Here is a 16,727-nt window from a genome sequence, read left to right as displayed (position 1 = left end):
AATCGCATCATGCGACCGCATCACGGACCTGTGTGCCGTTCACGGCGCGCAGGCGGAACCAAACGCGCCTGCCGCCTGTTTCGTCCCACTGTATCTCGGAAATTGGGAGGCCTCGATGAGAGCAGCAAAGATCGCACTGACCGGCCTTTTGTCAGTCGGCTTGGTCACGTCAGCGGCCTTAGCCCAGCAATCCACGTCGGGAATGGTTACCAAGATTGACCGATTGAACGGAACAATCGCCATCCAGCAGCCTCAGGGCGGCACGGTGGGCGCAACAGGTGGCGTGATACAGGAGTTCAAGGTGACCAATGGGGCGATGCTCGAACCGATTCACGCCGGCGACAAGGTGAGCTTCTCGACCACCGAAGGCAGCGGCGGCAAGACGATCGATAAGCTTCAAAAGGAAAAGCCGTAGCGGCACACGTCCCGCGCAGGTGTGCAGGTCATTTCTCCTCGCCCAGGCGCGGCTCCGGTTGCGCGTCCGCAAGCGGGAGATTGGCGCGCTCCCACCCATCAGTTCCGTCCGGATACCACGCGACATTGCGGTAACCATAGGACAGCGCACGCTTGGCGGCATTCCAGGACATCCAGCAATCCTCCTGGCAATAGATCACGAGCAATGTCGCAGGGTTACCATGCGATGCGCGAGCGAGCCCCTGTCGGAAATAATCCTCCGTAGCGACAGCAAGCTTGCCGTAGCCGGTGTCAGGCAGCCAGACGCTGTCAGGGATATTCAACCGCGGCTTGTCGCGCCAGACGGTTCCCTTCGGTAAATTGGGCGGTTTTGGCGCGCGCGGCAGCACGTCGATGAAGACGCCGGACTTCGCGTGCCAAATCGCTTCGGCGTCCTCGGTCGTCAACACGCGCGCGCCCGCCAACGTGGCCGGTACCGGCGTGCGGTAGTTGTCGGTGCGGTACCCGGCGGGCTCCTCTGGCCTGTCTTGCGCACAAACCGGATCGGCAATGATGAGCGCGACGGCAAGGGCGTTTGCAAGCCGCCGCTTCATGGCGATTTAGTCACGGCCTCCGCCCTGATCAGCTGGTCGTTCTCGTCCAGCAGGGGAACCCCGAAGTCCAGCAGGATCTTGTTGATCGATGTTTGGTTCTCCTGAATCAGGTGGTTGAGCTGCCGTTTCCAGTTCTGGTCAGCCGGCCGCACGCCCATCCCGATGCGATAGACGAGCTTTGGTCCCCTCGTCTCCTTGACCAGCGGCGTGACATGCAATGGGGGATTGGCCTTCTTGGCGTAAAAGCCCGCCATCGGACCCCACAGGATGCCGGCGTCGATCTCGCCCTTGGCAAGATCGTTGACCATCGCCTCGGCAGACGAATCGTAGCGGGTATCGATCATCAGCGGATAGGGCTTTGCATTCCCCATCAACCCGTTGGCTGCCATGTTGGTCGCGGGCGGCGTGCCTGCGACGATGCCGATGTGCTTGCCCTTTAGTCGCTCGTCTTCCAGCGTCGTCACCTCGTCAAGGTCACTGCCCTGCTTGGTGATCAGTGCATAAGCCGTGCGGTAATAGGGATTGGTCCCCTGCGCGAGATCGTCACCTTGCGGAAAGCCCATGATGACATCGCAACGATGCGACCCGAGCGTCACCCGCACGAAGCCGGTCGCCTGCGGAAAATACATGTAGTCGAGCTTCTTCTGCAGCTTCTCGGCGAAAAGCTCGCCGATCTTGTTCTCGAAACCCTCGCCCTTGTCGTTGGAGAACGGCAGGTTGCGTGGGTCGGCGCAGATGCGCAACACCTTGGGATCGACCAATTCGATCGAGAGATCGCCGCTGTCATTCATCTGGGCCTGCGCGATATCGCGGCCGACGAGACAGACGGCAACACCGGCAAGTGCAAGCAGCCTGAGACGGTGTCCGACACTTCTCATCGCGCAGGTCTCCTCTGGATAGGATGGTGGCCGCCATCCATAGATTGCTCAGCAGGCCATGCCGTGCAACAGGATAATCCGCACCGCGGGCGCGCGTTGCTTGCTGCGGCGCAACCCGGGCGTGACGCAATTGAGCGTCCTGTCGCGCTGAAACTGAGGCAGAAACATGGCTCCTGGTGGTCCGGCGGTCGCACTACTCCTGATGCTCGTGGCATCGACCATAGCGCGGGCGCAAGAGCGGGAATTGCCTGTGAGCGAAGTCGCCCCCGGAATATTCGTGCACATCGGCGACGTCGCGCTGATGACCCGCGAGAATGATGGCGCGATTGCCAATGTCGGATTCGTCGTCGGCGATAGCTCCGTTGCGGTGATCGACACCGGCGGCAGCGTCCGCGAAGGCAGGCAATTGCTCGCAGCCATCCGCAGCCGCACCGGAAAGCCGATCCGCTACGTAATCAATACCCACGCCCATCCTGACCATAGCTTCGGCAATGCGGCGTTTGCGGGTGATGGGATCACCCTTGTCGGCCACAAGAACCTGCCGCGCGCGTTCGCTACCCGCGGACAGTTCTATCTCGATGGTTTTCGTCGCAGTATGGGTGACGAACTGATCAATGAGGTACGCATGACGCCGCCAGGATTGCTGGTCGAGGACAGGCTCACTATCGATCTCGGCGGCCGGACCCTGCTGCTGCGCGCCTGGCCGACCGCGCACAGCGACTGCGACCTTACTGTATTTGATGAGCCGACGAAGACGCTCTTCGCAGGCGACCTCGTGTTCCTCGGCCACATTCCGGTCGTCGACGGCAGCATCCGCGGGTGGCTGCGCGCACTTGACGAAATCGCTGCCATTCCGGCGCTGCGCGTGGTTCCCGGTCACGGACCCGTGAGCGGCTGGCCCGCCGCCATTGGCGACGAACGGCGTTATCTCGGCACCCTCGCCGCAGACGTCCGCGCGCTGATTGCGGACGGTCAGCCGATCGCGGTCGCGGCCGAACGTGCGGCAGTCTCGGAGCGATCACGTTGGCAATTATTCGACGACTACAATGCGCGCAACGCAACTGCAGCATTCTCGGAAATTGAATGGGAATAGATGCCGCGATAACCTATTGTGAAGGTGCCTTTTAGGATATTCGAACATGGCCCGCTATCGCCTCCGCCTGCTCTGCATCGCCGGCCTTCTCACGATCGCGCTGGGCGTTCACCTTGCGCCCGCGGCGAGTACCGACGCCTATGATCCATGGCCCGGGCTCGTCCAGGATATCTTCAACGACCGTCAGATGAACGACGGCAGCGATGTGATCGGCATCGAAATGCCGTCGCGTGCCGAGGACGCTGCGATCGTCCCGGTGACATTGCGCACCAGGCTTTCGCCCGGCGATAGCCGCCACGTGCGAACCATTACGCTCGTGATCGACCAAAATCCGGCTCCGATGGCGGCGAAGTTCACGCTTGGTCCGGATTCCAACGTGACCGAGATTTCGACGCGGGTCCGCGTCAACAGCTACACCAACGTGCACGCGGTCGCCGAACTCAGCGACGGCAAGCTCTACATGACGAAGATCTACGTGAAGGCGTCCGGCGGCTGCTCGGCGCCGGCGGCCAAGAACGCCGAGGAAGCAAAAGCGCGTCTCGGCCAGATGCGTTATCGGCAGTTCGCGAGGACCGGCCAGGGACCCGCAAGCGCCACGCGCGAGGCCCAGATCATGATCGGCCATCCGAACAACTCCGGCCTGCAGATGAACCAGGTCACCCAGCTCTACATCCCGGCATTCTTCGTCAATGAACTGCGTTTGTGGCAGGACGATAGCCCGGTGCTCGCGATGGAGGGCGGGATCTCCATTTCGGAGGATCCCAATATCCGCATCACCTATGTTTCAAATGGCGCCAAGCGTTTCCGCGCCGAAGCCAAGGACACCGACGGACACGTGTTCCAGCACGAGTGGAAGGTCGACGATTCCGGAACCTGATGCGCGTAGAGTAGCCGCAGCCCTTAGTGTTCCTGCGTCGCTTCTCGTGGGCTCCTCAGGGTAAGAGTCGGACGGCCACGACGTGGAAGAATCAGAAGCACCTGACTTCTGCTTCCGCCTGCGCCCGGCGCAGGTCGTTGAGCGCGTTCGCGGCCTGTTCGGAGGTGCGGAACTGGCCACCAAGGTTTCCTTGTACCTGCGACATGCTCAGCACGGTTTCGGCGGTGACATAGCGATCATAGGGCACCAGCGACGCAACGACGTCGATAGAGCAGGCACATTGCTCGATCGACTGCCGGCTCTCGCCGTTGGCCTTCATGCAGCCGAACACATATTCGGCTCGCGCCGAGGTCGGATAATCGTTGGCCTGGTCGGCTCGCGCGGTCATATCGGCCGCGACAAGCGCGGCCAGGGCGGCGACAATAGGTCCTACCAATCCTGCTCGTGCCATGGTCCTGCTTCCCTTCTCCACCCGGAAGCTATGCTATGAGTGGAGCGCTGAAAAGAAGACATTCGAGGAAACGGCTCACGAATCAATGCTGTGTACTGTTCGCACGCTATTGGCTGCGGCCGTTCTGGCCGTCATGCAGGTTGCAACCGCTTACAGCGCGGAGACCATCCGCGTTGCATCGCAGAAGACCGGGACGCTGGCCTGGGAGCTGGCTGTCATTCGCTCGCACGGCCTCGACAAAAAAGCCAACCTCGCGATCGACATTATCGAGCTCGCAAGTCCCGAGGCCGGCAAGATCGCGCTCCGCGCCGGCAACGTCGACATGATGGTGTCGGACTGGCCGTGGGTCTCGCGCGAGCGCACGCTCGGCGCCAAATTGCAGTTCTATCCCTATTCGAGCTCGCTCGGTGCGGTGATGGTGCCCACTTCATCCCCGATCAGGAGCCTTGCGGACCTCAAGGGCCGCAAGCTTGCGGTCGCCGGCGGTGCAATCGACAAGAGCTGGCTCTTACTGCAGGCCTCATTGAAGCGTGAGGGCATCGACCTGAAGTCGCAATCGACCGTGGTCTATGGCGCGCCGCCGCTGCTTGCGGCCAAGATGCTGGACGGAGAGATGGACGCGACGCTCAACTACTGGAATTTCTGTGCTGCGCTGGAAGCCAAGGGCTTTCGCCGCCTCGCCGGCGTCGAAGATATCCTGCCGAAACTCGGCGCCAAGGGACGTATCGCAATGCTCGGCTATGTCTTCGACGAGACATGGGCCAATGCCAACCAGGATGCGGTGGCGCGCTTCATCGCAATGACTCGTGGGGCAAAGGAGATCCTCGCAACCTCGGATGCCGAATGGGACGCGATCGCCCCGCTGACCGGCGCCGCAGATGCAGCCACGCTGCGCGCCTATCGCGACCGCTACCGCGAAGGCATCCCGCGCCGCCCGATCGCCGACGAGGAGGCGGATGCGCGCGTGCTCTACCGCGTGCTGGCGCAGATCGGCGGCCGCGAACTGGTCGGGAGCGCGGCCGACCTCGATTCCGGCACCTTCTACCACGCGATTCCCGGAGACTGACGTGCTGCGCCTGCTGTCATTTGCGCTGTTCATCGCGACCTGGTGGATTGGTTCGCTGCTGATCGGAGACGCCAAATTGCCGGCGCCGCCCGTCGTGCTGGCGACGATGATCGCCGAGGCCAAATCCGGCGCGCTGTTCTTCAACCTCGGCGCCACACTTGCCCGCGTTGCGCTCGCCTTTACGCTCGCGATGGCGCTCGGCTCGGCGATCGGCTACCTGATGGGCCGCGTGCGGCTCGCGAACCGGCTCGGCGATCCCTGGCTCATCCTGCTGCTCAACCTGCCGGCCCTCGTCGTCATCGTGCTCGCCTATATCTGGGCCGGGCTCACCGAAGTCGCCGCCATTGCGGCGATCGCGATCAACAAGCTGCCGACCGCGGTCGTGACCTTGCGCGAAGGCGCCCGCGCGCTCGATCCGGCGCTGGACGAGATGGCAACGGTGTTCGCATTCCCGCGCGGGCGAGCTTTCCGGCATGTGGTCCTGCCGCAGCTGGCACCCTACGTCGCGGCCGCGGCGCGGTCCGGCCTTTCGCTGGTCTGGAAGATCGTGCTGGTGGCCGAGCTTCTGGGGCGGCCGAACGGCGTCGGCTTTGAGATCGGGGTAGCCTTCCAGCTCTTCGACATCCCGTTGCTGCTCGCCTATTCGCTAAGCTTTGCCGCCGTCGTGCTGATCATCGAGACAGTGCTGGTGCAGCCCTTTGAACTTCGCGCATCGCGGTGGCGGCTCCGTGCAGCTTGACGTCGAAATCACCGGCAAGCAGTTCGAGAGTGCAGCGGGCGAGCGCCACGACGTGCTGACGGGCATCAAATTTTCGCTTCGCGCCGGCGAAGTCGGGGTATTCGTCGGCCCGTCGGGCTGCGGCAAGAGCACGATGCTGAAGATTCTTGCCGGGCTCGACCACGATTATCGGGGAAAGGTCTCGCGGCCGGCCGCGGGCCGCCTCGGGATGGTGTTCCAGGAGCCGCGGCTTTTGCCGTGGCGGTCGGTGGAGGACAATGTCCGGCTAGCCGCGCCTGACATCGACCGGGCCAGGCTTTCGGAGCTGTTCTCCGTCCTGGAATTGACCGCGCACCGGAGCCATTACCCCGGCGAATTGTCGCTCGGGCTCGCCCGCCGCGTCGCACTCGCCCGTGCGTTTGCGGTCGAGCCGGATTTCCTGATCCTCGACGAGCCACTGGCCTCGCTCGACGACGCACTCGCCGCCCGGCTGCGCGAGGAGATCGCAACGCTCGTCGGCGGCCGCTCGATGATCACGCTTCTGGTCACCCACAATCTGGACGATGCCGTTCGCCTCGGCGACCGCCTGTTCCTGCTGTCGGCACGCCCGGCCCGGATCCTCGCCGACCTGCCGATCCCGTTGCCGCGCGGCGCGCGCGGAGAAGCCGAGATCGCGGCGATCAAGGCAAGCATCGTGCGGCGGACCAACGGCGAGCCGGCCGAGCGGGATGCTCATAGGTGATCCCCATCGCGGGTGCTAACATGCCGTCGGCGGAGTTGAACATGAAACGGACGATCCGAACCGTAGCACTCGGCCTTACCCTTGCCGCGAGCACGACGGCCGCGCAGGACATGATGCGCGGTGTGGATTTGTCGTCCCCCGATATGGTCACCGCCGAAATGACCCGGCAAGACGTCGAGGCCGTGCTGGCCAAGGCGACCGCTGCGGCACGCGCCGATTTCACCGGAAAGAAATTGTCCGGCCTCGACCTTTCCGAGCTCGACCTGACCAATGCGATTTTTCGCGCAGCGCGCCTCAACAAGACGAAGCTTGTCGGCGCAAAGCTCGATGGCGCGGTGCTCGACCAGGCTTGGTTGCTCGCGGCGGACCTGACGGACGCCAAACTGAAGGGGGCGAGCCTCTTTGCATCCCAAATGGCGGGCGCCCGTCTCAACGGCGCTGATCTGTCGGGAGCGCGCATCGCTGCCGACCTGACCGGCGCGAGCCTGGTCGGCGCCTCGATCGTTGGCGCGCGGTTGGGCGCGGACATGCGCAACCAGTCGATGGGCCTGATGCGCGCGGTGCTGAGATCCGCCAATCTGGAAAGGCTGAACGCCCGCGGCGCCGACTTGTCCCGTGTCGATCTCGAATTTGCTTCGGTGAAGGGGGCCGACCTGACCGGCGCCTCGCTCAAAAACGCTCTGCTAGGGGGCGCCAATTTGACGGGCGTCACGTTGATCGACGCCGATTTCGACGGCGCCGATCTGGGCTCGGCACGATTGATCGCCCCGATTGGCCTCGACCGGGCGAAGAATTTCAGCTTGGCGAAGAACCTCGATCGCCTGATAAAGGAATGACGGTCTTAAGGAGGATTGCTGATGCGATGGATACTGGTCTCGATTGCGCTGTTGTTGACAGGCGCGGATGAGGTTGCCGCGGCGGGCAAAGGCATTCGCCTGTGGAATTTGACCACCGCGACCATATCCGGCTTTCAGCTATCGCCGGCCGGCAAGAATGAATGGGGCCCAAACCAGACGCTGAATGACAAGGATAAGGAGGTCGATCACGACGAGCGCCTGCGGATCACCGGTGTAGAGCCCGGCCGTTACGATGCCAAGGTCAGCTATCGCGAGTCAAAGCAATGCTTCGTCCGTGATATCGAGATCAAGTCCGACGCAGTGTTCTCGATCTCCGATAAGGACTTGAAGGAGTGCAGCAAATAACCGATCAACCGGCCGGCGTGACGTCGCCCGCATCGGCCTTGTCGTTGGGATGCGGATACTCGCAGCGCCACTTCACCGCGGTCCATTTCGGATGCTCGCCCACCCATCGCGCAATATAGGGCGGCGCCGCCATCGCGCATTGCCGCAGCGAGCCGCTCCAGTTGAACAGCAGGTGTTGCTCTTCGCAAGTGGCCGGCGAAAGCACGGCACATACGGTGACAATCAAGTCGATGGGGTTCATGCGCAGTCCTCGACTAAGCCCATGGTAGATAACACCCAAGAATACGTAGTCAGCAAGGCGTGGTTTCACAGCTCCCTGAGATGGAACGGGAACCGGCCAACAACGTTTTCGAGCGAAATGGAGCCGGTTCGCGCAAAGAAATCGCGTCACAATCTGGAGCTTCGGTTCTGGTTCAATCAGAACCTATAATGCTCTTAGAAGTTGACACCGAATACCAGCCGCGCCTGCTGGCGCTCGAAATTGGCGAGATCAAGCGAGGCAGCGATTCCGGCTGGACGGCCCCAGGCCTGGACACTCCAGCTTGCGGTCAGGCGCGAGGCCTCCGACAGTTGGAAATACGCGGTCGGGCCGATGAAGAGCGCTTGACCTGCGAACTCGTCGAGACCGATCCCTTCATATCTCCGGAAGTAACGCGCCTCGCCACCGATCAGGATGCCGGGACGCACCTGCGCCATCAGCCCGAATGCTGCGCCGATAGTGCTCTCCTGCTCTGCCGAGCCCGTTCGCGGGATACGAATCCACTCCGGTTCATACGTCAAGTTGAGTGTCGCCACCGCGAGATTCGGGATCACGTCACGCTCCAATGCCAGCGTGAACTCGGTGCCGTAGCCGCGGACCACCGCAGCAGTCGTCTCATCGACACGCTCGGCATGAGTTTCCATTGCCAGCGTCATCCCGAACGGTGCGGCCGCGCGATCAAGGAAGCGATATCGGAAATCGATCGAGACGTTCTGCCACGACAATTGTCGGCGATCCTCAAAGCCCGGAACGCCGTTGATGTCATGTGCATTGAAGGCCGTTCCAAGCTCTATGCGAAAATTCTGGACCGGGACGAACTCCAATTCGAATTGTTGGCTGACGGCGCGATAGCGGCCGCTATCCTTGGCGAAGCGCCCGGTGGTCTGGGTCTGGAATTCACGCTCGCCGAGATTGCCGACATCGGTGCCAATCATGAAGCCGAAAATGTGCTCGGTATCGATCTCTTCCGCTTGCACGGCGAACGGCAGCAACGCAGCGAAAACTGTGACCGCTGCACAAGACGCCGTAGCTCGACGAACCATTTTGATGACGCGAACCATGATCCCCAGCTGGCGCAGCTCCAAACTGCAGCCTAGGGTAACCGCGGCTGGCGGGCAAATCGAGCGCTCGGTCGCAAGCGCGACTGGACCCCGGATGAGGACATCAACTAGCAGCAGCATGGGATCGCCCGTCGGGGGCGAACGAAATCGAATCGTCGGTAGGCCCGAAGCCGAACCGAGGGCCTGCCGCGGCTCGGTGCAATAGACTGCACGAGCCGGGCAGACGTCTTGGTCACTTGCGCGCTGCGCAGGCGTACATGTTGATTTCCATGCCCACCGGCACTTCGACGATCTTCGGAGTCTTCCAGGTCATTCGGGTGCTCCCAGGTAGTTTGGCGCGTACCTCGCGCCGGGCCAAAGGCTAGGGCTGCCGCCGGCACAGTGCAAGTTGCAGCGGGAGCGGGCCGACTTCGCTGCTGGACATGTCGCGCCGGTCAACGATTCGTTGACGCTTGCCGGGATTTGGGTCGACTGGGAAACCCGCACATTGTCGGATCAGGTGTTTTCAGGGCGCGGACGCACGGGGCTGAAAGGGGCAACGTCGCCATTCGGGCCATGTCTTGCCCGAGAGAGAAATCGCAACTTTTTATTCTCCACCCGGCCTCGGCTTGCCGCAGCGCACCCCGGGTCGCCCCCTCCCCCCGCCAAGGCCCACGCCTCGGCCCTATTTGAGCAGGCGCAACAATGCCTGGCCGCCGCGCGATTTCAGCTCCTTCGCATCCAGCGTTCCGTCCTTGTCAGGATCGGCAGCAGTAAAGCGCTTCTCCACGACCGCGAGATATTCGTCGAGCGTCAGCGTCCCATCATGATCGGGATCCGCCGCGGCGAGTTCCTTGGCGCTCAGCCTCCCTCTCAGCTCGCGGGCGTCGAGGGTGCCGTCATGATCCGGATCCAGCCTTGCAAACAGGTCGGCCGCAGCCTTCTTTGCCTCGGCCAGATCCACCGTACCGTCATTGTCGGGATCAAGCATCTTGAGCACGTTGCTGCGGGCCGGCGCCGCCAATGCCGGGCCTGAAATAACTGCAAGGACCAGCGCCAAAGCAACGGATCGCCGCGATATCATCATTTCCCTCTCCTGCTCGCCGTTCCGCGAAAACGCGGAATGCTATCTGCGATTCGCCATGCACGCTAACACCTTCCGCGAGCGCCTGCATGGGTCAAGCAATCCATCAGGCTGTCGGGTTTCGGGTGGACGCGACCGCCTTCCAAGTCCACTCGTTGGGTACGCATCAATTGCATCGCACCACGAAAGACCAGCGAGGCTGAACATGGTTTGCACCGGTAGGACAGCATTGACCTGCCTTCTTGCGCTCTGCTGGGTCGCATCCGCGTCTGCCGAGACCAGACAACCGAGCCGATCCGCGGAAGCGGCGCCGCGACAAGGCACCCTCACTGGCAAGGAAAGGCTCGGCCGCAAATGGAACGATGAGCAGCGCATCGACAATTGCAACGTGCCGCCAGACAAGCGTGGCGCCAGGCCGCGGTCAAGCGCCTGTCAACATGCTCCACCGAGCTGACTGCGAGCCTTGTGCGACGGCGAACCGATCAGGTTCACGAGCCTAGAGGTGCGTGCGGGACGGCAAAACCATCGCGTTAGATGCGGTCGCTCAGAAAGTGTTGACGCCAAACACGGGAGTGTGAGGCGGGCTCCGAGCCTACGAGGCCGCTCGAGCGCGAGACAAGGAAAATCCAATAAAATCAACGACTTTCCTACAGGAGAAAGCTTTTTGCCCTGGGTCAAATCGACCCCAGCCCCCCGCGAACCCGTTACGCTTTCTTGAACGTCTTCAGTTCGTTGAACGACAAAATCAGGAATGGATTAGGGTCAAGATCGTTACTTCATGGAGATGAGTGGCCGCGACCCAGCACGGCTGTCGTCTTTGATATTACCCTGCCCTTAGGCTGTTGCCGGACGTCACGCCATGAGCTTGCACACGCACATCAGATTTTTCGGGTTTTGTCTTTGCGCTGCCTTCCTCCTCGCCTGTCAACCGGCCTGGGCCACGAAGCGCGTGGCGCTGATCGTCGGCAATTCCAACTATCAGCACGCTCCGCTGCTTCCGAACCCCGCCAACGATGCTGCGGCCATCGCGGCGACCTTGAAGGGCGCCGGCTTCGATGTCGTTGACTCAAGACTAAATCTCGCATCTCCCGACATGCGGCGAGCGCTGAGAGATTTCGCCGATCAAGCTCGTGGCGCCGACATTGCCGTGGTCTATTACGCCGGTCATGGCATCGAGATCGATGGTACGAATTATCTGATCCCCACGGACGCCCGACTGGAGCGCGATACAGACATTTATGACGAGGCGTTCTCGCTTGACCGCGTTTTGCTGGCGATTGAGCCAGCAAGGCAACTGCGGCTTGTGATTGTCGATGCGTGCCGCAACAATCCTTTCGCGGACGCGATGAAGCGAACAGTCGCCTCGAGAACAATCAGCCGCGGGCTCGCCAGGGTCGAACCCACGACATCCAATACGCTGGTGGCTTTCGCGGCGAAAGCCGGGTTGACGGCCCTCGACGGCAACAGCCAGAACAGCCCCTACGCGACAGCCCTGGTCAAGTATATCGCAAAACCGGGACTCGACTTGCGCAGGGCTTTCGGATTTGTCCGCGACGATGTTTTGGAAGCCACAGGCAACCGACAAGAGCCTTATGTCTACGGCTCGCTCGGCGGTGAGGACGTTGCGCTGGTGCCTGCTCCGAGCGCCGTGGAATCAACGCCGGCGGCCACCGCCAATCCGCAGTCGGAGATTCGTCGCGATTACGAGTTGGCATTGCAGCTCGGCAACAAGGCCGCATTGAGCGCTTTCCTCGCCCAGTATCCGGATGGCTATTACGCAAGTCTGGCCAAACTTCAGCTCGCGAAGATTACCGCAGAGGAAACACGTCTTGCCGCGACCGAGAAGGCGCAATTGGCCGAAGAACAGCGAGTCCGGCTCGCCTCCGAAGGCGCACAGGGCGCTGCCCAGGAGAAGGCGGCCGCGGACGCGAAGGCTGCGGAAGAAGCCCGAATTGCGGCCGAAAGAACAAAACAAGCGGCGCAGGAGCAAGCCGCCGAAGCCGAGCGGAAGCGGACCGCTTCCGAAACCGCCACGGGCGGTGGCTTCGGCGCGAAGGATCCGGATAACAATTCCGCATCCGGTCCATCGGCTCAAGATGAGAAGGTCAAGGTCGCCGCTCTTAGCGCAGGACCGGAACCGGCCGATCTCGCTAAATCCGTGCAGAGCGAGTTGCGCCGGGTAGGCTGTTTCACCGGTGCTGCCGACGGCGAATGGAACGCGGATTCGCGGCGCTCGCTGGCGCTGTTCAACCGGCATGCCAGAACCAAGTTCGACGTCAAGCTTGCAAGTATCGATGCGCTCGGCGCGATCAAGCTCAAGCCGTCGCGGGTCTGCCCGCTGGTCTGCGAACACGGCTTCAAACCCGACGGCGACCAATGCACAAGAATCGCTTGCCAGGAAGGCTCATTCCTCAACGATGAAAACAAGTGCGAGAAGCGACGCGCAAAAACGCCGACGGCAAAGCGCGAACGTGACGAGCGGCCCTATCGCGCGCTTGACGACCGGCCTTACAGCCCGCCTCGGGAACGGATTTCACGTGAGCCCCGCGCGTCGAGGCCGCAGGCATCAGGCCAGATCGTGTGCGATAGCATCGGCTGCCGTCCCGTAGCCCGCGGATGTCATTTGGAATTCAGAACGACCGCGGAAGGCGGCCCGCGCGAGGGCGGCGGCGGCAACGTCCAGATATGCCGATGAGTCCGAGCGTGGCGGCCTTACGGAGACGACAGGCCGCCACAGCTACCATTTGCCTGTCACTCCTGCGCATGACGTGGCCGAAGCGGAGCGACCTGCGTGCCGTGTGATTTCGAACAGAAAGATATCGGCTCGTTCCCCGGCGTGACGCTCTTCACGAAGAAGACCTCACCTTGCATGAAACCGACGGCAGTCTATTTGCCGCCGAAGCATACGGCGTCCAACAACAAGCTCGATGTCGTGCTATGGCTGCATGGATTCTATGTCAGAAATCATGAATTTCTGTTCCGCAATGATCCCGCGCGACTGCGCGAGCAGGTTCGGGATGTCAACAAGGATGTGGTGCTCATCGCGCCTTTCCTCGGCTACGAATATGCCGAGGGCGACGGCTTTGCGGGGAACTACAGCGTCAAGGACCTGGCGACCCCGAAATGGGGCGAACGCTATCTGGAGGAGGTGCTTGGAGGTCTTTCGAACTTCCTGGCTCCCGTCTCAGGCTCCCCTCCTCAGCTTCAAATCGGAAAGCTCATCATCGCCTGCCATTCAGGAGGCGGCAACGGCATGCGCAATCTCGTCGGGAGCCTAGGAAAATATCAGCCGAACCTGAAGGCTTGCTGGGGATTTGATTGCCTCTACGGCGCGAGAGCTCAGCCCGATGACGCAACATTCTGGTACAATTGGTTATCGGGGCAGAGCGGCTGCGCGCTCGAGATCATCTATGGCCCATCGACTCTCCCGCAATCGGTGAAGCTGGATCTGATGGGGCGTGGGCTGGCGACGACCGATGGCAATCGAACTCCGTCACAGCGCCCTGGGCTCAAGAATCTCACTGTGAGCCTGGGTCATTACGACGCGTTTCCCGCATTTGGCCAGATGGTCAGGGTCAACGATTTCGATCCGGCCTTCGTGGATCGTTTCATGATTCCGCAGGTAGCCGACGCAACCAAGCAGAAGCCAGCCCCGCAGCATGGGGAATTCCTCAGGCTGGCGATCGCGAACGTTCGCGAGGCGTTTCCCTTTCCAAAGGACATTCACTACATGATCGCTCGAGGCGGTTTTTACAGTCGGTTGAGCAAGCTGTAGGCCGTTGTTCACAGAATCTGCCCGATCTCACCTCGGTGCATTGCGCGTCACCTGATGGAATAAGGCTTGACGTCGAACGACCAGTTGCTTGGCAGCAGTTTTCCGCTGCCGGCATCCGGCACGCGCAACGTACTGGTCCAGGCCGACAGATAGCTCAGCGCATCCTCCTTGCCTTGCAGCTTGCGGGGCATGTCGGGCAGATCAAGCAATTGCACACGTCGCTCGCTGAGAATCGCCACGACGGTTGCGGATCCGGTCGGCGGCGAGATCACGTACTCAAAGCCACGTTGCCTCGCCACCGGCGTCGGAACAACAAATTCCACTCCGGGCCTGACGTAATTGATGTCGCGTTCGTTCGACTGCGCCAGCAGCTCGGGTGTGGGAAAGATCTGGGACATCCGACCTTCCGCATCGACGTCGACCAGCACAAGATACCCCGCCTTCCTGGCGGTCACACCGAACGACACCTTGCTGCCAACGCCGACCGTCAGGTCCGGCAGCATCTTTAGGGAAACGCTTGCGGCATTGGTCGGTCCGGGCGCGGACTGCACGCGCCAAAGCCATGGCGCAGTCCCCGTATTCTCGCGTGGAGGCGTGGGTAGTAGCGGTGCCGCAAACGCGGTCCCGCTCCCAACCATCAGCGACACGAGAGCCACCCATGGTCGCTCGCGGCGAACGGCCTTCGGTCGCGGCATGGCTGGCTTCACTTGGAAAACGTCAGGGAACACTAAAGAAGCCGATTGAGCCGATCCGTGCGTCTGCAGGCAGGAAACGCTCCAGGTTCTTGATCACTTGCCCCGACGCGCGGCGCCGGTTCAGCTGCGTCAGAACGTTCTCCAGCTCGGGCATACGCTGCTGCGAGGTCACGGCAACGACCTGCTCGGCGCCGAACGGCTCGCGGACCCGCAGCGGCAACCGCAGGCTCGCCGATCGGGCCAGCGCCACATCGGAGCCGACCGGATACAACATTTGGATGGTGCCGTCGCCAGACACGTTGAACAGCAGCACGGCTCTTGACGCCACGTCGGAGAGGTCAATCTCGACGGTCTGACCGCTCCGCTGCTGCCGATCGTCCGGCCAAATTCGCATGACCTGCGGCGACTTGGTCGCCATGCGCTTAAGTTCACGGATTGCCGCGGTCCGATCGACGACGGTCGGCAGGTCGGCAACATCCACCCCATAGGCGACCACGTCACCCCAGGCAATGACGTCGTGGGACGAGGGATCCCAGATCAGGTCGGGGTTGTCCGTCGGCAGTACGGCCTGCACCGCGACGTCCTGCGGCTTCACGCCCGGGAAATAGCTCGTCTTGCCGTCGAGCGCTGCAAGCCGGATCGGCGCTGCGGCGCGCGGGGGCGTCGGTGTGGCGCGCGGGGGCGTCGGTGCGGCGCCGGCCGGAGCGGCTGCCGCCGTGGCAGCGACGGGCGGCGACGCGGCCGCGCGCGCCTCCGCGGGCGCGGGTGCTCCGGCCGGAACGGAGGCTGGACCCGCGGTCGGTCCCTGGATCAGAACCACTCCGCGCGTCAGTTCGTAGGCCACGTCGGTCTCCGGCGTCTGCGTCGGCGATGATATCGTCACGACGTTCTGGCGCTGGTCTGACAGCTGATAGACCACCTGGCGAACATTGCTGAAGAGCTCCTTGAGCGTCACCTTCCCATCATGATTGGTGTCCGCGCTGCCCTCCACCGCCCGCGCTACCGCATAGCTGAGAGCACCACGCAGGCCGTCGATCCCGGGAATCCGCACTTCCGGCGCCTTGGTGTAACGGTCAACCGCGGCGATGAACGCGGTATGGTCGAGATCGAGCTCCGACTTCGGATCGTTGCGGTCTGACACCGGCTTCAGCTCATCGACCAGCAGCGTGTACGACGGCACTTGCCGGAAGCTCATCTCCGCCGCGCGCGGATCGATATCGCGCGCCATTCCGCCGCCGTGGCAGGTGTCCGCGACGAAGATCACCTTCGCGCCGCGCAGCTCGAACTGTCTGATGAAATGATTGAACTCGCTACCTAGGATGCGTTGCACGGATCCAGCCGGCGTGGCCTCGAAGCCCGGTAGCAGGAACACGTTCTCCATCCCATCGGGCTCCGAGCCCTTGACGCGCTCCGGCTCTTGGGTGCCATGGCCGGCGATAGACAGGAAGATCAAATCGTTGTTTTTGGTCCGCTCAACCAGTGCGCTGATCTCGCGCAAGAGGCTTGCCCGATCGGCCTGTGCATTGGTGAGCTCAACGATATCGCCGACCCCCATCGTCCTCAAGCTCGACACGATGTCATCGGCGTCGGCCACTGCCCCCTTCAGCTTGCGCACGTGCTGGTAGTCGTCGATTCCTATTACGAGTGCACGCACGGCACCGCCATCTGGATTGCTGATCGACAATCCACCCACCGCATGAGCGCGTTGGGATGGCAGACCAAGACCAATCAACGTCGCGAGCACGATGGCGAAACCAAATCGCGCGATTATGCGCTCAAATCCCCGGGGCCTTCGCATCGTGGTCCACCTCGACGACATGCAGATCTTTCCTGAACCACG

The 16,727-nt window shown here is 62.3% G+C and carries 20 protein-coding genes; 11 read left to right on the top strand and 9 right to left on the bottom strand.

The genetic code is table 11. The annotated features are described in order from the left end of the window. Positions 1 to 115: 115 nt before the first annotated feature. Positions 116 to 415 (top strand): copper-binding protein, encoded by a 300-nt coding sequence (locus JQ553_RS16230; RefSeq protein ID WP_212500992.1) that lies wholly within the window; start codon positions 116 to 118, stop codon positions 413 to 415. A gap of 28 nt (positions 416 to 443) precedes the next feature. Here the strand turns inward: JQ553_RS16230 and JQ553_RS16225 are convergent, their stop codons facing one another. Continuing rightward, on the bottom strand, positions 444 to 1,007 hold the full coding sequence (locus JQ553_RS16225) for a PQQ-dependent catabolism-associated CXXCW motif protein (RefSeq protein WP_212500990.1): 564 nt from the start codon (positions 1,005 to 1,007) through the stop codon (positions 444 to 446). Continuing rightward, positions 1,004 to 1,885, bottom strand: coding sequence for a substrate-binding domain-containing protein (locus JQ553_RS16220; RefSeq protein WP_212500989.1), 882 nt, complete (start codon positions 1,883 to 1,885; stop codon positions 1,004 to 1,006). Before JQ553_RS16220 ends, JQ553_RS16225 begins: the two co-directional genes overlap by 4 nt. Positions 1,886 to 2,051: 166 nt before the next feature. Between JQ553_RS16220 and JQ553_RS16215 the strand changes: the two genes are divergently transcribed. Together JQ553_RS16215 and JQ553_RS16210 are read left to right on the top strand one after the other, a co-directional pair. Next, positions 2,052 to 2,978, top strand: coding sequence for a quinoprotein relay system zinc metallohydrolase 2 (locus JQ553_RS16215; RefSeq protein ID WP_212500988.1), 927 nt, complete (start codon positions 2,052 to 2,054; stop codon positions 2,976 to 2,978). A gap of 46 nt (positions 2,979 to 3,024) precedes the next feature. Further along, positions 3,025 to 3,855 (top strand): quinoprotein dehydrogenase-associated SoxYZ-like carrier, encoded by an 831-nt coding sequence (locus tag JQ553_RS16210; protein ID WP_212500987.1) that lies wholly within the window; start codon positions 3,025 to 3,027, stop codon positions 3,853 to 3,855. Positions 3,856 to 3,946: 91 nt separating this feature from the next. Here the strand turns inward: JQ553_RS16210 and JQ553_RS16205 are convergent, their stop codons facing one another. Continuing rightward, positions 3,947 to 4,306, bottom strand: coding sequence for a hypothetical protein (locus tag JQ553_RS16205; RefSeq protein ID WP_212500986.1), 360 nt, complete (start codon positions 4,304 to 4,306; stop codon positions 3,947 to 3,949). A 133-nt stretch (positions 4,307 to 4,439) separates the two neighbouring features. On the opposite strand from JQ553_RS16205, the gene JQ553_RS16200 reads away from it, so the two are divergent. From JQ553_RS16200 to JQ553_RS16180, 5 genes are read left to right on the top strand one after another with little or no spacing between them, the layout of a single operon-like run. Continuing rightward, positions 4,440 to 5,372, top strand: a complete 933-nt coding sequence (locus JQ553_RS16200) for an ABC transporter substrate-binding protein (RefSeq protein ID WP_409363077.1) — start codon at positions 4,440 to 4,442, stop codon at positions 5,370 to 5,372. A gap of 1 nt (position 5,373) precedes the next feature. After that, positions 5,374 to 6,111: an ABC transporter permease subunit gene (locus JQ553_RS16195; RefSeq protein ID WP_212500984.1), complete on the top strand. Its 738-nt coding sequence runs from the start codon at positions 5,374 to 5,376 to the stop codon at positions 6,109 to 6,111. Further along, positions 6,101 to 6,832 carry an ABC transporter ATP-binding protein gene (locus JQ553_RS16190; RefSeq protein WP_212500983.1) on the top strand — a complete coding sequence of 244 codons (732 nt, stop codon included), beginning with the start codon at positions 6,101 to 6,103 and terminating at the stop codon, positions 6,830 to 6,832. Before JQ553_RS16195 ends, JQ553_RS16190 begins: the two co-directional genes overlap by 11 nt. 41 nt (positions 6,833 to 6,873) lie before the next feature. Then, positions 6,874 to 7,668 (top strand): pentapeptide repeat-containing protein, encoded by a 795-nt coding sequence (locus JQ553_RS16185; protein WP_212500982.1) that lies wholly within the window; start codon positions 6,874 to 6,876, stop codon positions 7,666 to 7,668. A 21-nt stretch (positions 7,669 to 7,689) separates the two neighbouring features. Then, positions 7,690 to 8,034 carry a hypothetical protein gene (locus JQ553_RS16180; RefSeq protein WP_212500981.1) on the top strand — a complete coding sequence of 115 codons (345 nt, stop codon included), beginning with the start codon at positions 7,690 to 7,692 and terminating at the stop codon, positions 8,032 to 8,034. Positions 8,035 to 8,038: 4 nt separating this feature from the next. On the opposite strand, the gene JQ553_RS16175 is transcribed toward JQ553_RS16180, so the two are convergent. Further along, positions 8,039 to 8,275, bottom strand: a complete 237-nt coding sequence (locus tag JQ553_RS16175) for a hypothetical protein (protein WP_212500980.1) — start codon at positions 8,273 to 8,275, stop codon at positions 8,039 to 8,041. Between the two features lie 194 nt (positions 8,276 to 8,469). Then, positions 8,470 to 8,937: a hypothetical protein gene (locus tag JQ553_RS34475; protein ID WP_249144339.1), complete on the bottom strand. Its 468-nt coding sequence runs from the start codon at positions 8,935 to 8,937 to the stop codon at positions 8,470 to 8,472. On the opposite strand from JQ553_RS34475, the gene JQ553_RS34470 reads away from it, so the two are divergent. Further along, positions 8,926 to 9,390: a hypothetical protein gene (locus tag JQ553_RS34470; RefSeq protein WP_249144338.1), complete on the top strand. Its 465-nt coding sequence runs from the start codon at positions 8,926 to 8,928 to the stop codon at positions 9,388 to 9,390. The genes JQ553_RS34475 and JQ553_RS34470 overlap by 12 nt on opposite strands. 196 nt (positions 9,391 to 9,586) lie before the next feature. On the opposite strand, the gene pqqA is transcribed toward JQ553_RS34470, so the two are convergent. Both pqqA and JQ553_RS16160 read right to left on the bottom strand, forming a co-directional pair. Beyond that, a complete protein-coding gene (pqqA, locus tag JQ553_RS16165) occupies positions 9,587 to 9,667 on the bottom strand; it encodes a pyrroloquinoline quinone precursor peptide PqqA (RefSeq protein ID WP_035721241.1) in 81 nt (26 codons plus the stop codon). 351 nt (positions 9,668 to 10,018) lie between these two features. Further along, positions 10,019 to 10,417, bottom strand: a complete 399-nt coding sequence (locus tag JQ553_RS16160) for a calcium-binding protein (RefSeq protein WP_212501448.1) — start codon at positions 10,415 to 10,417, stop codon at positions 10,019 to 10,021. Between the two features lie 859 nt (positions 10,418 to 11,276). Between JQ553_RS16160 and JQ553_RS16155 the strand changes: the two genes are divergently transcribed. Then, positions 11,277 to 13,112, top strand: coding sequence for a caspase family protein (locus JQ553_RS16155; RefSeq protein WP_212500978.1), 1,836 nt, complete (start codon positions 11,277 to 11,279; stop codon positions 13,110 to 13,112). A 174-nt stretch (positions 13,113 to 13,286) separates the two neighbouring features. Further along, a complete protein-coding gene (locus JQ553_RS16150) occupies positions 13,287 to 14,192 on the top strand; it encodes a hypothetical protein (RefSeq protein WP_249144337.1) in 906 nt (301 codons plus the stop codon). Positions 14,193 to 14,239: 47 nt separating this feature from the next. Here JQ553_RS16150 and JQ553_RS16145 read toward each other — a convergent pair whose 3' ends face one another. Continuing rightward, on the bottom strand, positions 14,240 to 14,887 hold the full coding sequence (locus JQ553_RS16145; RefSeq protein ID WP_212500977.1) for a DUF4384 domain-containing protein: 648 nt from the start codon (positions 14,885 to 14,887) through the stop codon (positions 14,240 to 14,242). Between the two features lie 22 nt (positions 14,888 to 14,909). Beyond that, positions 14,910 to 16,685: a caspase family protein gene (locus JQ553_RS16140; RefSeq protein WP_212501446.1), complete on the bottom strand. Its 1,776-nt coding sequence runs from the start codon at positions 16,683 to 16,685 to the stop codon at positions 14,910 to 14,912. Between the last annotated feature and the right edge of the window lie 42 nt (positions 16,686 to 16,727).

The organism is Bradyrhizobium lablabi (assembly GCF_018131005.1).
Classification (GTDB): domain Bacteria; phylum Pseudomonadota; class Alphaproteobacteria; order Rhizobiales; family Xanthobacteraceae; genus Bradyrhizobium; species Bradyrhizobium lablabi_D.
This window is presented reverse-complemented; position numbering and strand designations above follow the sequence as displayed.

Bases quoted from the DNA above. Each gene is read 5' to 3' on its own strand.
- JQ553_RS16230 (WP_212500992.1), top strand. From the start codon at position 116: ATGAGAGCAGCAAAGATCGCACTGACCGGCCTTTTGTCAGTCGGCTTG.
- JQ553_RS16225 (WP_212500990.1), bottom strand. From the start codon at position 1,007: ATGAAGCGGCGGCTTGCAAACGCCCTTGCCGTCGCGCTCATCATTGCC.
- JQ553_RS16220 (WP_212500989.1), bottom strand. From the start codon at position 1,885: ATGAGAAGTGTCGGACACCGTCTCAGGCTGCTTGCACTTGCCGGTGTT.
- JQ553_RS16215 (WP_212500988.1), top strand. From the start codon at position 2,052: ATGGCTCCTGGTGGTCCGGCGGTCGCACTACTCCTGATGCTCGTGGCA.
- JQ553_RS16210 (WP_212500987.1), top strand. From the start codon at position 3,025: ATGGCCCGCTATCGCCTCCGCCTGCTCTGCATCGCCGGCCTTCTCACG.
- JQ553_RS16205 (WP_212500986.1), bottom strand. From the start codon at position 4,306: ATGGCACGAGCAGGATTGGTAGGACCTATTGTCGCCGCCCTGGCCGCG.
- JQ553_RS16200 (WP_409363077.1), top strand. From the start codon at position 4,440: ATGCAGGTTGCAACCGCTTACAGCGCGGAGACCATCCGCGTTGCATCG.
- JQ553_RS16185 (WP_212500982.1), top strand. From the start codon at position 6,874: ATGAAACGGACGATCCGAACCGTAGCACTCGGCCTTACCCTTGCCGCG.
- JQ553_RS16180 (WP_212500981.1), top strand. From the start codon at position 7,690: ATGCGATGGATACTGGTCTCGATTGCGCTGTTGTTGACAGGCGCGGAT.
- JQ553_RS16175 (WP_212500980.1), bottom strand. From the start codon at position 8,275: ATGAACCCCATCGACTTGATTGTCACCGTATGTGCCGTGCTTTCGCCG.
- JQ553_RS34470 (WP_249144338.1), top strand. From the start codon at position 8,926: ATGAGTTTCCATTGCCAGCGTCATCCCGAACGGTGCGGCCGCGCGATC.
- JQ553_RS34475 (WP_249144339.1), bottom strand. From the start codon at position 8,937: ATGGAAACTCATGCCGAGCGTGTCGATGAGACGACTGCTGCGGTGGTC.
- pqqA (WP_035721241.1), bottom strand. From the start codon at position 9,667: ATGACCTGGAAGACTCCGAAGATCGTCGAAGTGCCGGTGGGCATGGAA.
- JQ553_RS16160 (WP_212501448.1), bottom strand. From the start codon at position 10,417: ATGATATCGCGGCGATCCGTTGCTTTGGCGCTGGTCCTTGCAGTTATT.
- JQ553_RS16155 (WP_212500978.1), top strand. From the start codon at position 11,277: ATGAGCTTGCACACGCACATCAGATTTTTCGGGTTTTGTCTTTGCGCT.
- JQ553_RS16150 (WP_249144337.1), top strand. From the start codon at position 13,287: ATGAAACCGACGGCAGTCTATTTGCCGCCGAAGCATACGGCGTCCAAC.
- JQ553_RS16145 (WP_212500977.1), bottom strand. From the start codon at position 14,887: ATGCCGCGACCGAAGGCCGTTCGCCGCGAGCGACCATGGGTGGCTCTC.
- JQ553_RS16140 (WP_212501446.1), bottom strand. From the start codon at position 16,685: ATGCGAAGGCCCCGGGGATTTGAGCGCATAATCGCGCGATTTGGTTTC.